The 12,784-nt window shown below is 75.1% G+C and carries 13 protein-coding genes; 2 read left to right on the top strand and 11 right to left on the bottom strand.

Going from position 1 to position 12,784, the window contains the following annotated elements; genetic code table 11:
* Positions 1-29: 29 nt before the first annotated feature.
* From ACFYYT_RS13565 to ACFYYT_RS13525, 9 genes are all read right to left on the bottom strand, one after another.
* Positions 30-635: a response regulator transcription factor gene (locus tag ACFYYT_RS13565; protein WP_351819998.1), complete on the bottom strand. Its 606-nt coding sequence runs from the start codon at positions 633-635 to the stop codon at positions 30-32.
* On the bottom strand, positions 632-1,885 hold the full coding sequence (locus tag ACFYYT_RS13560; protein ID WP_388607843.1) for a sensor histidine kinase: 1,254 nt from the start codon (positions 1,883-1,885) through the stop codon (positions 632-634). Before ACFYYT_RS13560 ends, ACFYYT_RS13565 begins: the two co-directional genes overlap by 4 nt.
* Before the next feature lie 70 nt (positions 1,886-1,955).
* On the bottom strand, positions 1,956-2,873 hold the full coding sequence (locus ACFYYT_RS13555) for a squalene/phytoene synthase family protein (protein ID WP_351819996.1): 918 nt from the start codon (positions 2,871-2,873) through the stop codon (positions 1,956-1,958).
* Positions 2,874-2,964: 91 nt separating this feature from the next.
* Entirely contained in the window at positions 2,965-4,662 is a 1,698-nt protein-coding gene (locus tag ACFYYT_RS13550) for a serine/threonine-protein kinase (protein ID WP_351819994.1), read from the bottom strand.
* 27 nt (positions 4,663-4,689) lie between these two features.
* Positions 4,690-6,345 (bottom strand): peptide-N4-asparagine amidase, encoded by a 1,656-nt coding sequence (locus ACFYYT_RS13545; protein ID WP_351819991.1) that lies wholly within the window; start codon positions 6,343-6,345, stop codon positions 4,690-4,692.
* 96 nt (positions 6,346-6,441) lie between these two features.
* Entirely contained in the window at positions 6,442-6,927 is a 486-nt protein-coding gene (gene rraA, locus ACFYYT_RS13540; RefSeq protein ID WP_351819988.1) for a ribonuclease E activity regulator RraA, read from the bottom strand.
* A 68-nt stretch (positions 6,928-6,995) separates the two neighbouring features.
* Positions 6,996-7,262 carry a GlsB/YeaQ/YmgE family stress response membrane protein gene (locus ACFYYT_RS13535; RefSeq protein WP_351819986.1) on the bottom strand — a complete coding sequence of 89 codons (267 nt, stop codon included), beginning with the start codon at positions 7,260-7,262 and terminating at the stop codon, positions 6,996-6,998.
* A 124-nt stretch (positions 7,263-7,386) separates the two neighbouring features.
* Positions 7,387-8,256: a hypothetical protein gene (locus ACFYYT_RS13530; RefSeq protein ID WP_351819983.1), complete on the bottom strand. Its 870-nt coding sequence runs from the start codon at positions 8,254-8,256 to the stop codon at positions 7,387-7,389.
* The gene (locus ACFYYT_RS13525) at positions 8,253-9,215 is read right to left on the bottom strand and encodes a phosphatase PAP2 family protein (protein WP_351819980.1); all 963 of its coding nucleotides are present in this window, start codon (positions 9,213-9,215) and stop codon (positions 8,253-8,255) included. The genes ACFYYT_RS13530 and ACFYYT_RS13525 overlap by 4 nt, the downstream gene beginning before the upstream one ends.
* Before the next feature lie 218 nt (positions 9,216-9,433).
* Here ACFYYT_RS13525 and ACFYYT_RS13520 point away from each other — a divergent pair, with 218 nt between their 5' ends.
* Positions 9,434-10,036, top strand: a complete 603-nt coding sequence (locus ACFYYT_RS13520) for a TetR/AcrR family transcriptional regulator (protein WP_351819977.1) — start codon at positions 9,434-9,436, stop codon at positions 10,034-10,036.
* Positions 10,037-10,245: 209 nt separating this feature from the next.
* Here ACFYYT_RS13520 and ACFYYT_RS13515 read toward each other — a convergent pair whose 3' ends face one another.
* Positions 10,246-10,791: a TerD family protein gene (locus ACFYYT_RS13515; protein ID WP_351819974.1), complete on the bottom strand. Its 546-nt coding sequence runs from the start codon at positions 10,789-10,791 to the stop codon at positions 10,246-10,248.
* A 312-nt stretch (positions 10,792-11,103) separates the two neighbouring features.
* Between ACFYYT_RS13515 and ACFYYT_RS13510 the strand changes: the two genes are divergently transcribed.
* Entirely contained in the window at positions 11,104-11,913 is an 810-nt protein-coding gene (locus ACFYYT_RS13510; protein ID WP_351819971.1) for a glutamate ABC transporter substrate-binding protein, read from the top strand.
* A 128-nt stretch (positions 11,914-12,041) separates the two neighbouring features.
* Here the strand turns inward: ACFYYT_RS13510 and ACFYYT_RS13505 are convergent, their stop codons facing one another.
* The gene (locus ACFYYT_RS13505) at positions 12,042-12,608 is read right to left on the bottom strand and encodes a DJ-1/PfpI family protein (protein ID WP_351819968.1); all 567 of its coding nucleotides are present in this window, start codon (positions 12,606-12,608) and stop codon (positions 12,042-12,044) included.
* Positions 12,609-12,784 lie beyond the last annotated feature (176 nt).

The raw sequence follows: 12,784 nt of genomic DNA, 5'->3' as shown, positions 1-12,784 counted from the left end.
CACCCGTCCTCACCCGGCACACCCGTCGCTCAGAGCCAGCCCTGGCGACGGGCCGCGCGGACGGCCTCCATGCGGTTGCGGGTACCGGTCTTGCCGATGGCCGCGGAGAGGTAGTTGCGCACGGTCGACTCCGACAGGTGCACCCGGGCCGCGATGTCGGCGACGGTGGCCCCGTCGGCGGCCGCGTTGAGGACGTCGGTCTCGCGCGGGGTCAGCGGGTTCGGGCCGGCGCCGAGGGCGGCCGCCGCCAGGGCCGGGTCGATCACGGTCTCCCCGGCCAGCACCCGCCGTACGGCCGCGGCCAGTTCCTCCACCGGGCCGTCCTTCACCAGGAACCCGGCCGCCCCGGCCTCCATCGCCCGGCGCAGGTACCCGGGCCTGCCGAAGGTGGTCAGGATCAGCACCCGGCAGGCGGGCAGCCGCGCACGCAGGTCGGCTGCGGCGTCGAGGCCGCTGCGGCCCGGGAGTTCGATGTCGAGGAGGGCCACGTCGGGCCGGGCTTCGAGCGCGGCGGGCACGACCTCGTCCCCGGCCGCGACCTGTGCCACGACCTCGATGTCCTCTTCCAGTCCGAGGAGCAGGGCGAGCGCGCCGCGCATCATGCCCTGGTCCTCGGCCAGCAGGACCCTGATCATCGGTTCTCCCCGTCCTCGTGGCCCCACGCTTCCACCGGCAGTTCGGCGGTGACCCGGAAGCCGCCGCCCGGGGCCGGTCCGCTCCGCAGGGTGCCGCCCGCCGCGGCGAGCCGTTCGCCGAGCCCGGTGAGCCCGCTGCCCGGCGGAGCCGAGCCTACGCCGTGCCCGTCGTCCGTGATCACCAGCCGGGCCCGTCCGCCGACGGCGGACAGCTCGATCTCGCAGCCGGCCGCGCCGCTGTGCCGGATGACATTGGTCGCGGCCTCGCGGACCACCCAGCCCAGCAGGGCCGCCGTCTGCGCGGGCAGCGGGGGCCCCGACCGGCGGACGAAGGGCTCGATGCCGGCGGCGGTCAGCGCGCTGCGGGCCCGGTCCAGCTCGGCCTCCAGGCTCGCGTCGCGGTAACCGGTGACGGCCTCCCGGATCTCGGTGAGGGCCTGGCGCCCCACCGACTCGATGTCGCGGACCTGTTCCAGGGCCGCGTCCATGTCGCGGGGGGCGATCCGGCGGGCCGCCTCCGACTTCACGACGATCACCGACAGGGTGTGGCCGAGCAGGTCGTGCAGGTCCCGGGAGAAACGCAGCCGCTCCTCGTCCACGGCCGCCCGGGCCAGCTCCTGGCGGGTGTCCCGGAGCTCCTTGACCGTCCCGGACAGGGCCAGCAGGGCGGCGGTGACCATGCCGGACAGGAAGGTCCCGTAGGCGATGCCGATGGCGCTCAGCCCCACCTGCCGGCCCGCGATGACCCCGGCCACGGTGGTCACCAGGATCATCACCTGGCCGAGCCGGCGGCCCCGGAGGACCGCGCCGGTGGCCAGTCCCAGCAGCGGGAAGAACAGCAGCCAGGTGCCGCCGTAGGCCAGGGCCAGGGCGCAGGTGACCAGGCCCAGCGCGAGCAGGCACCACCGGGTGACGGGGGCCTCCCGCGCCCGCTGGTGGAAGGCCCGGAACACCAGCGTGACGTAGAGGGAGTTGAAGACGAGCAGGCCCACGGCGCCGACCCAGGGGTTGGGGGTCTTGCCCTGGACGATGTTGGAGACGGCTCCCATGCCCAGCAGCAGCCAGGGCAGCAGGGTCAGGGCGTTGCGCGGGAGCATCGTGCCGGGCAGGTGGCCGGGGTCCTCGCCGTCGCCGTCCGGCCGCCCCGCCGCCCCGCACGCCGCCCCGCCGCCAGTGCCCGTGCCGCCACCGGTGTCGGTGTCGGTGTCGGTGTCCATGTCGCGGTCCGTTTTCCGCCGCTCGCGTTTCATGCCTCCCACGGTAGGAAGCCGGGCGGCCCGGGCGGCAGATCCGGTTGTACGAAACGCGGGAGTACGAATGTCACGGGCCCGTCGGAGCCGGGCCGCGGGTCCGGGCGCGCAGCAGGGTGCGCAGGGGCGCGGCGAGGCCGTATCCGGTGTCGCGGCGCAGCACGGCGCAGCCCGCCCGTTCCACGGCGGTCAGCTGGTGGGCCATCAGCTCCGTCATGGCGCCGATCACCGGCCGCAGGCCCGGACCGGCCAGGTCCGGGACGTCGTCGGCGGCGGCCAGGGCGGTGCGCGCCCGCCGGCACTCGGCGGCGAGGAGGGCCCGGACGCCGGGGGTGTCCCGGGCCCGTTCCAGGTCGTCGCGGGTCACGTCGTGCTCGGCGAGGCGGGCGCGCGGAATGCACAGACGGCCTTCGGCGAGGTCTCCGTGGAGGTCGGCGAGGAAGTCGACGCGCTGGGCGGCGTCCACGAACCGGCGCCAGCCGGCGGCCTGTTCGGGGTCCGGTCCGCCCTGGTAGCGGAGGCCGGCGAAGACCAGGACCCCGGGCCAGGCGTAGGCGTCGAGGTAGGCCTGGAAGTCCTCCTCGTCGGCGAAGCCGTCGAAGCCCGCCTCGGCGGTGGCCGCGCCGTCCAGGAACCGGGTGACCCAGTGCGCGGGCAGTTCCCGGGTGCGTACGGCGTGGCCGTAGGCGCGCAGCAGGGGGTCCGGGTCGTCCCCCGACTCCAGGGCGGCCGCGGTGCGGGCCGCCAGCGCGGCGGTCGCGGCGGCCCGCCCGGCCGGGGGTCCGCCCTCGGCGACGTCGTCGACCCGGTTCATGAAGGCGAGACCGGCCGTCAGCCAGGGCACCAGGGCCGGATCGGCGAGCAGGCGCAGGGTCAGGTAGGGGGCGGGTTCGCGGCGCAGGACCCGGCGGGCGGCGTGCGTGTAGTCCTCCCGCAGGCGGGGGGCGGTGATCCCCGCCCGGGTGAGGGTGGTGCGCCAGCTGGGCATGGTGGCCGTGCTCCTCGGAAGCGGGTCGGAACGTACGCGGGCGAGCCGTACGCGGGCAGCCGTACGCGCGCGTGCGTACGGGGTCACGATGTCAGCCGGAGACGACCTTCTTGACCTGGCCGTCGGTCCCGGCGAGGACGTAACCGCCGCGCCCGTACTCGTCGCTGAGGTAGGCCCGCATACAGGGGACGTGGTCCATCATCCAGGGATCGACGATGACGTAGCGCGAGGAAGGCTTCGCCACGGAGAGGTCGCGCGCGGAGCGTTCGAGCAGGGCGGGCAGCGCGTCCCAGTCGACGGCGGCCATGTCGATCACCGGGTCGCCGTCCTTGACGGTGCCGGCGGGGCCGGAGCGGCGGACGGCGCCGGCGCGGTACTCCCAGTAGTCCAGGGTCTCGGCGCCGGGGGCGGTGGGGACGGCGGCGATGACGTACTCGTCGTAGACGGTCATCTTCCCGAAGGTGGTGGTGCCCGTCCGCGCCTTGAGGGCCGCGAGGGCGGTGCGGACGCGGTCGGGGGTGAGCAGGCTCCCCTTCGGTACGGAGGCCGGGCTCGCGGCGGAGCTGGTACGGGGGCCCAGCGGCGGGGCGCCGGGGGCGGAACCGGACGGGGTCGCCGCCGGGGCGGAGGCGGCGGGGCCGGTGGCGCCGCCGCCGGGCTTGGCGCCGGTGGTGGCGCCGCCGTCGGGGTACCACCGCACGAGGCCGTAGACCCCGCCGGCCAGAACGGCCGCGAGCAGTACGGCGGCCAGGGCGCGCGGCGGACGGCGCCGCCCGCTCCCGGGAGCCAGGGCGCGGGTCGCGGCGGGGGCGGGCCCGGGGGCGTGGGGCGCGTACGGCGCGGCCGGCCCGTACTGGCCGGACGGGGGCGCAACGGCGGCCACCGGGGCGGAGGGGGCTGCCGGTGCGGCCGGGGCAGGCGGTGCGGCCGGGGTTCCCGCGAGAGCGGCGCTCGCGGAGCGGAGCAGTGCTTCGAGCAGCTCCCCGTCGGGCCGCGCCGCCGGATCGCGGACCAGCAGCCGTTCCAGTACGGGGCCCAGCGGGCCGGACCGTACCGGCGCCGGGATCGGCTCGTCCAGGACGGCGACCACCGTGGCCAGGCTGCTCGCCCGGCGCAGCGGGTGCGTCCCCTCGGCGGCGACGTACAGCAGCATCCCGAGGGACCACAGGTCGGAGGCGGCCAGCCCCTCCTCCCCGCGCACCCGCTCGGGCGCGATGTACTCGGGCGAGCCGATCAGCACCCCGGTGGAGGTGAGGGCGGTCGAGCCGTGCAGGGCGGCGATGCCGAAGTCGGTCAGGACGGCGCTGCCGCCGGGCCGCAGCAGCACGTTGGCCGGTTTCACGTCCCGGTGCAGCACGCCTTCGGCGTGGGCGGCCCGCAGCGCGGACAACACGTCGAGCCCGAGCCGCAGCACCTCGCCGACCGGCATCGGCCCGTCGGCGAGGCGGTCGTGCAGGGAGCCGCCCTTGACGAGCTCCATCACGATCCACGGGTGCCCCCCGGTCCCCGGAGCGGGCTCCACGATGTGGTGGATCGTCACCACGTTGGGGTGGGCGAGACGGGCGAGCGCGCGGGCCTCGCGCACGGCCCGCTCGCGCAGTTGCCCGGCGAGGCCGGGCTGCGCGGCGGCGGTGGCCGGGTCCGGCGGGCGCACCTCCTTGAGGGCGACCTCGCGGTGCAGGGCTATGTCGCGGGCGCGCCACACCGTTCCCATGCCTCCGGCGCCCAGGGGGCCGATCAGTTGGAAGCGGCCGTCCACCAGCCGTCCGCCGGCCTCACTCGTGTCCATGGCCCGTCATCGTAGGGGCCGCCCGCGTCAGCAGCGGCGGCGGTCCACCGTCAGGGTGCCCTGCTCGGTGGTCACCGTACGGTCGTAACAGCCGTTGCCCGCTTCGGTCCCGTACAGGCGGTAGTGGGCGGTGGTGGTGGCGACCGCGTGCCGCTGCTCGCGCGGGACGTTCGCCGTGTACGAGGCGTCCCCGGTGTAGCCGTCGTCGAGCCGGGTGCGTCCGGTCTCGCGGCCGCCGCGCAGGGTGACGGTGTCGGACCGGTCGCCGAGGGACAGGACGGTGCGCAGCCGGTCCCCGGCGCCGAGGGTGGTGGCGCCGTCCATGGTGTACGTGCGGTGCGTGCGGGTGGTGGCGGGCCCGCGGGTGACGCTCTCCTCGTCGGTCCACGTGGCGGTGAGGGCGTCGCGGTCCTCGCCCTCGGTCCAGCGGTGGACGGAGGTGGCGCGGACGTCCCGGGTGACGGTGGTGGTGACGCGGCCGTGCGAGGTGTCGAGGTGTCCGGCGACGGTGAGGCGGTGGGCGCCGTCGGCGTCCAGGCGGTGTTCGCCGCCGGGGGCGGGGGCGGGGGTCCAGTGCGCGGCGCCCGACGGGGCCGTCTCCTCGTGCCGGGTCAGGGCGCCGGTGACGACCGGGCGGCCGTGGTCCTGCCAGAGCAGCAGGTTGGCGGGGGTGCTCCAGCCGCTCTGTCCGGCGGGCACGCCGGCGACGGAGACCTCGACGCGGTGCGGGCGGCCGTCGTTGAGGAGGGCGGCGTAGGGGGTGAGGTCGTAGCGGACCGGCTGGACGTCGAAGGCGCGGGGGCCGGGGACGACGTACCAGAGGAAGGGGTTGGACCAGCCGCCGGTCCAGACGGTGGGGAAGGGCGCGGCGAGGCCCGCGAGCTGACCGTCGACCGATATCCGGACCTCGCGGTGGGGGCCGTCGGCGGCCTTGCAGGAGTAGGGGGCGGCGTCGGGGACGGTGAGGTACCAGTACTCCTCGCAGCCGCCGCCGGAGCCGGTGGCGTACACCTCGGCGAGGAGCCGCTCGGTGTTGCGCGGGGTGGTGACGGCGGCCCCTCCCGCGCCGGGGGCGGGGACCGGGAGGACCAGGTCGGGGGTGTCGGGGGCCGGGTTGCGGCCGTCGGCGGCGTAGAAGGTGAGGGTGACCTTGACGTCGATGACGCCGGTGTAGGTGTCGTCGACGACGTTGCCGATCAGCATCTCGACGGGCTGGGGGCGGCTGAGGGTGTCGCGGTAGGAGGTGACGTCCTTCTCCACGGACCAGGCGATGCCGTCGGGCGAGGGTTCGGGGGTGGAGGTGCGCAGGATCTCGACGCCGCCGAGGGTGAGGTTGCCGAGGCGGTCGTACTGACGGCCCTTGACCGTGCCGTCGAGGCGCAGCACGACCTTGGCCCAGGAGGAGCGGCCGCAGGCGGTGGGCGGGGCGTAGCTGCCCCGGTAGGGGGTGAAGTCCCGGAAGCGGGCTTCGGCGAGGGTGACCTCGCAGGAGCGGGTCGGGGGCCGGCGCGGGGGCGGGGCGGCGGTGAGCGGGTCGTGCCAGTCGGTGCCGAACTCGGCGGGCGGGGTGGGCCCGGCCGGGACCGTCCGGGGGGCCGGGGCCGCCGCGGCGGCGGGTCCGGCCAGGGCCCCGGCGGCGAGGGTGAGCGCGCCGAGCAGGCCCATGATCCTGTGTCGTCTCATGGGCCCGCAGTGAAACCGGTCGCGGACCGCCGCCGCCAGGCCCCGTGGCCCGGGGGTGGCGGAAAACGTACGGTGCCGGGCGGGCCGGGGCCGGTCTCAGGGCGAGGCGGGGAGCACGACGACGCCGTCGTCGTCGGCGTGGACGGTGTCGCCCGGGCGGAAGGTGACGCCGCCGAGGGTGACGGGCCCGTCGACGGTCCCGGCACCGGTCTTGCCGCTCTTGCGGGGGCAGGTGCCCAGCGCCAGGACGCCGAGGTCGAGCGCGCCGAGGGCGACGCTGTCGCGGACGGCACCGTTGATGATCAGCCCGGCCCAGCCGGATCGCGCCGCGGCCCCGGCGAGGAGGTCGCCGACCAGGGCGGTGCGCAGCGAGCCGGCGCCGTCGACTACGAGGACGGCTCCCCCGCCCGGGGTGTGCACCAGCTCGCGCAGCAGGGCGTTGTCCTCGTGGCAGCGCAGGGTGCGCACGGGTCCGGCGAAGAGCCGTCGGCCGCCGATCACGCGGAACGCGGTGGAGCAGATGCCGAGGCTCTCGCCGTGTTCGTCGTAGAGGTCGGCGGTGGGGACGGGGGTGACGCTCATGGGGTCCGGGCTCCTCGCAGCTCGTACGTCGCGCCGTGCGCGCCCAGCATAGGCAGGGCCGCCGGGGCTCAGTCGCGGGAATTGCCGAAGAGGAGGCGGTAGCCGATGAGCAGCACGAGGGAGCCGGCGATGGCGGAGCCCCAGGTGGCGAGGTCGAAGAACTGGGTCTGGATGGGGCGGTCCAGGAACTTGGCGGAGAGCCAGCCGCCGATGAAGGCGCCCGCGACGCCGATGAGGGTGGTGCCGATGAGGCCGCCGGGGTCCCGGCCGGGCAGCAGGACCTTGGCGATGCCGCCGGCCAGCAGACCGAGGATGATCCAGCCGATGATGCCCATGGTCGTTCGCTCCGCTCGTTGGGTACGTCTCTCACCTGGGAGGACGCGCCGGACGGGGAATCGGTTCTCCGCTGGGGCGGGGGCGGCGGATCCCAGGCCGCGGCCCCCGCGCCGCCCCGCCCGGTCAGGCGGGGACGTGACCGGACGGCAGGGGCCTCGCGTCCGTTCCCTGCACGGTGGGGGCGGTACGGGTGAGCAGCAGGACCCCGCGCGTCGCGGCGAGGGCTCCGGCGGCGGCGAGGAGGACGCCGAACGCGCCCCCCTGGAGGCGTTCGCCGAGCAGGACCATGCCGATGGCCGCCGCGGCGAGCGGGTTGGCCAGGTTCACCACGGCGAGGGGGGCGCCGAGTCCGCCCCGGTAGGCGCGCTGCGAAAGGAGCATCCCGCCGACCGCGAACACCACCACGAGCAGGGCCACCGTGACGACCCGGGCGCTGAGCAGGGCGCCGCCCCGGCCGCCCGCCACCGCGACGGTCTGCGTCAGGGCGGAGGCGGCCGCGGAGGCGAGGCCGGAGGCGGTGGCGTGGCGCAGGCCCGAGCGGGGGTCCTTGCGGGCGGTGAGCAGGACGATCACGGCGGCGGTGGCGCCGGACACCGAGAGGGCCTCGGCGAGGGTGAGGGTGTCGTCGGGGGCCGGGCCGGAGGCGGGGAGCAGCAGCAGTCCGAGTCCGGCGACGGTGGCCAGCGTGCCCCGCCACTCGGTGGCGGCGACCCGCCGCCCGGCGCCGCGCGCCCCGAGCGGGACGGCCGCCACCAGGGTCAGCGCGCCGAGTGGCTGGACCAGCGTGAGGGGGCCGTAGCGCAGGGCGGCGGCGTGCAGCAGTGCGGCGGCCGCGTTCAGTCCGGCCGACCACCACCAGGCGCCGTTGCCGAGCAGGGCCGCGGCGGTGCGGGCGACGGCCCGGCGGGCGAGCCGCTCCTGGGCCACGGCGGCGGCCGCGTAGGTCACGGCGGAGGCGAGGCAGAGCGCCACGGCGAGGGCGGTGGCGTTCACCGTCCGGCCCCCGCGGACACGGCGGCGGGTACGGCGGGACGCGGAGCGGCTCCGCCACCGGGAGCCGGCCCGGGTCTCGGGCTGCCCGCGGCGACCGGACCACGGCCGGGCTGTCCGGGAGCCGAGGCCGGGGCGGCGGCGACCGGAACCGGGGCGGCGGCGGGCACCGCGGGCCGGACAGCCGGCCCGGGTGTCACGGTAGGCGTCGCGGGTGTCACGGCGGGCGCCGCGGCGGTGCGCGGGCGCGGGATGACGAGCAGTGCGGCGCCCAGCAGCAGGGTGGCCACGATCGCGTCGAGCCAGTAGTGGTTGGCGGTGCCGACGACCACCAGCAGGGTGATCAGCGGGTGCAGCAGCCACAGGACGCGCCACCGCGAGCGGGTCGCGGCGATCATGCCGAGCGCCAGCATCAGCGCCCAGCCGAAGTGCAGCGAGGGCATCGCGGCGAACTGGTTGGCCATGGTGTCGGCGGCGGGGGCGGCCCGGTAGACGGTGGGCCCGTAGACCTGCCCGGTGTCCACCAGGTGCGCGGTGTCCAGCATCCGCGGGGGCGCGAGCGGGAACGAGAGGTGCAGGGCGAGGGCGGCGCCGGTCAGGACGGCGAGCACCCGGCGGGTCCACAGGTAGTGCCGCGGGCGGCGCAGGTAGAGCCAGATCAGGAACAGCGCGGTCGCCGGGAAGTGCACGGCCGCGTAGTACGTGTTGGCGGTGTGGACGACGGCGTCCGAGTGGAGCAGCAGCCGCTGGACCGCGCCCTCGCCGGGCAGGTGCAGGGCGCGCTCGGCGTTCCATACGCGGCCGGCGTTGCGGAAGGCCTCGTCGGTGCGGCCGGTCGAGAGCGTCCGGCCCGCCTTGTAGACGGCGAACAGGCCCGCGACGAGCAGCAGCTCGCGTATGAACCGACGGCGCGCGTCCGACGATGCGGCGCGCGGCCGGTCGGGAGTGGTGTGGGAGGTCATCCCCCGGTCTCACTTCTTTCGGGTGTGGTCGCGGGTCCCCGGCTGGCGTGCCGTCGGTCAGGGATCCGCTTCCTATCGACACGCCAGTGTATCGATACATTCCCGTATCGATACGCGGGTGTACCGATACGCTGTCGTAGCCGTACACTCGGAGACGCGGCATGCGCCGGACGCACCGGCCGCAGCCGCCCAGGAAACCGCGAGGAGAGCCGCTCTTCATGACGTCGACGCCGCAGGTCACCGCGCGCCGCTCCAAGATCACGCCGGAGCGTGAGCAGGAGTTCTACGACGCCGTCCTGGAGCAGTTGCGCGAGCACGGGTACGAGGCCCTCACCATGGAGGGCGTCGCCGCCCGCGCCAGCTGCGGCAAGTCCACGCTCTACCGGCAGTGGAAGACCAAGCCCCAGCTGGTGGCGGCCGCCCTGCGCGCGAGCCGCAGCGACCGTTCGCTGGCCGACGTCGACACCGGGACCCTGGTGGGCGACCTGCGCGAGGCCGCCCGGATCGCGGCCTGCACCTCGGGCCGCGACACCCGGCTCACCCAGGCGCTCGGGCACGCCGTGCTCAGCGACGAGGAGCTCCAGGGCGCACTGCGCGAGGCGCTGGTGGAGCCCGAGCTGACGGCCTTCGACGCGATCGTGGCCCGGGCGGTGGCGCGGGGCGAGATCACCGCGGACCATCCGGCCGTGGAGTTCCTGCCGGCGCAGCTGATGGGCGTCCTGCGGATCCGGCCGGTCCTGGAGGGGCGGTACGCGGACGCCGACTACCTGGTCAGGTTCGTCGACGTCGCCCTGCTGCCCGCACTCGGCATCACCCCCTGATGCCCTTCATACCGGTGGGCCGCCGTCCACGATGACCGGACGGTGACCCGCTTCGCGCTGCCTCGTGGGGACGGCGGCAGCGCGCCACCCGGACGGGGTGGGGGCCACTCCCGAGCAGAGTGGCCCCCACCCCGTCCGCACGGTTTTCCGGGCCCGGGCTCCGGCCCCCGGCGGCGCGGGACCGGCCCGGGCCCCCGGGCGGCGCGGGCTCAGCCGCGCGCGGCGCCCATGATCCGGACGTACTTCTGCGGGTCCGCGTCGAACCCGAGCAGCCGGGCGTCGAGCGCCCAGCCGCCCTCCTCGTCGCGGGTGAACCGCGCGACCGTGGCGGAGGTGGCCCCCGCCACCTCCGTGAAATCACCCGTGGCGAGGTCGGTGTAGCCCTCGCGGATCCGCAGCCCGGTACCGGCGACATCGGCGAAGGTCTTGCGGGCCGCCCCGGCGGCCGCGCCGGCCTCCTGGATCACCACGCCGACCACCACCCGGCCGAGCTCGGGCGCCAGCCGGTCCAGTTCGAGCGTCATCACCTCGTCGAAGCCGAATCCCTGGCCGGTGCGGCTGTCCCGGGCGAGGGTGATGGTGCCGTCGGGGGCGCGGCTGCCGAAGTGCACGAGGTAGACGGGCTCCCCGTACGGGTCCGCGGCGGCGTACACCGCCGCGACGATGTCCAGGTCGTTGGCGGGGGTGCCGGCCGGGCTGGGATCCCAGCGCAGGGCGACCTCCACCTTGGCCAGGCTCTTGCGTAGTGCGCTCACCGAACTCCCCCTCCGCTTGGCCGCTTTGGCCGGTGGTGCCCTGCCATGCTGTCACGCGCCGGTGATCACGGGGCGGGGGACCGTACGTTCCCGGCCATACGGCCGGGAGCACGTGCGGGCGCCGCCCGGTCACGGCGGAGATCTTCCGGTCGAACCGGATCGTTATCCTCAAGTTTTACTCAGATGTAGTGACGCTGTGCCCGTCCGCTTCTTAGCTTCCTCATACACGTGCCACACCACCCAGCGGTCGCGCGTGCCCCGAACCCGCGCATCACCACCCGTGGTCACGCGTTCCCGAGGAAAGAGTGCAGCATGAAGGTTCCCAAGGCCGGTGCGGTCGCCGCAGTGATCGCGCTCGCCGCCACCGCCTCCGGCTGTGGCGGTGACCAGCCGAAGGAGCCCCTGTCCGTCGGCATCAAGTTCGACCAGCCGGGCATCGGCATGCGCGAGCCCGATGGCACCTTCACCGGTTTCGACGTCGACGTGGCCACGTACATCGCGAAGGACCTCGGCTACAAGCCGAACGAGATCGAGTTCAAGCAGGTGTACAGCTCCGACCGCGAGCTGCTGCTCCAGTACAACGAGGTCCAGTTCGTCGCCGCGAGCTACTCGATCAACGACAAGCGCCGGGAGAAGGTCGACTTCGCCGGTCCGTACTTCGTCGCCCACCAGGACCTCCTGGTCCGCGCCGACGACGGGTCCATCACCAAGGCCGAGGACCTCAACACCAAGAAGCTGTGCTCGGTGACCGGCTCCACCTCCGCCGAGAACGTCAAGAACAACCTCGCCCCCAAGGCGAGCGTGCTGGAGCTCGGCGGCTACTCGGAATGCCTGGTCGCCCTCCAGGACGGTCTGGTCGACGCCATGACCACCGACAACTCGATCCTGGCCGGGTACGCGGCCCGTAAGGGCAACGAGGGCAAGTTCAAGCTGGTCGGGCTGCGGCTGAGCAACGAGAACTACGGCATCGGCGTCAAGAAGGGCGACAGCGAGCTCCAGCGCAAGATCAACACGGCGCTGGCGAAGATGGTCGCGGACGGCTCCTGGGAGGCGGCCGTGAAGAAGAACTTCGGCCCGGCCAACTACAAGTACGAGCCGGCCCCCACGGTCACCACGGGCTGACACCGCCGCCCGGCGCGGGCCGGCCGCCGGACGGCTCGGCCCGCGCCGCCGGACCGCTCGGCGCGGGCTGAGCCGCCGAACGGGCACGGGCCGGGCCGCGGCCGGCTTCGGCCCGGCGCCGGCCGGGTCTACGCCAGCGGGGCCTTGGCCCGCAGCACCGTCAGGAACTCCCGCATCCAGGCGGAGTGGTCGGGCCAGGCCCGGGCCGAGACCAGGGTCCCGTCGACCACCGCCTCCGCGTCCTCGAACTCGGCCCCCGCCGCCTTCATGTCCGGCTCCAGCGCGGGGTAGGCCGTGACCCGGCGTCCCCCCAGGGCCCCGCTCGCGGCGGTGATGAGCGGCCCGTGGCAGATCTGCGCGATCGGCTTGTCGGCCCCGGCGAAGGCGGCCAGGATCCGCCGCACCTCGGGGTCGTTGCGCAGGTACTCCGGTGCGCGCCCGCCCGGGACGACCACGGCCGCGTACTCCTCGGTGACCACCTCGGCGAAGGCGAGGTCGGCCGGCCAGGTGTAGCCGGGCTTCTCCGTGTAGGTGTCGAAGCCCTCCTCGAAGTCGTGCACGACGAACCGCAGCTTCTTGCGCGAGGGGGCCGCGACGTGGATCTCGTACCCCTCCTCGCGCAGGCGCTGGTAGGGGTAGATGACCTCCAGCGACTCCGCCGCGTCGCCGGTCACGATGAGGATCTTCACTGCCATGGGCTGCTCCCGTCGGGGCCGTTCCGTTCGGCGCCGGCCCGGCCGGCGCCGACCGCTACCGTGCCCCTGCGCCGACGGCCGCAAACACCAAGGTTGCCCACTCCCGACACATAGCCTTCACCTGTAGGGCACATGACAATGTGACTCTCGCTCTGCCACCTGACACCCCGCCAATT

Source organism: Streptomyces sp. NPDC002032 (genome assembly GCF_042890765.1).
Lineage (GTDB): Bacteria > Actinomycetota > Actinomycetes > Streptomycetales > Streptomycetaceae > Streptomyces.
Note: the sequence above shows the minus strand (reverse complement) of the source record. Positions and strands in the feature narration are given on the sequence as shown.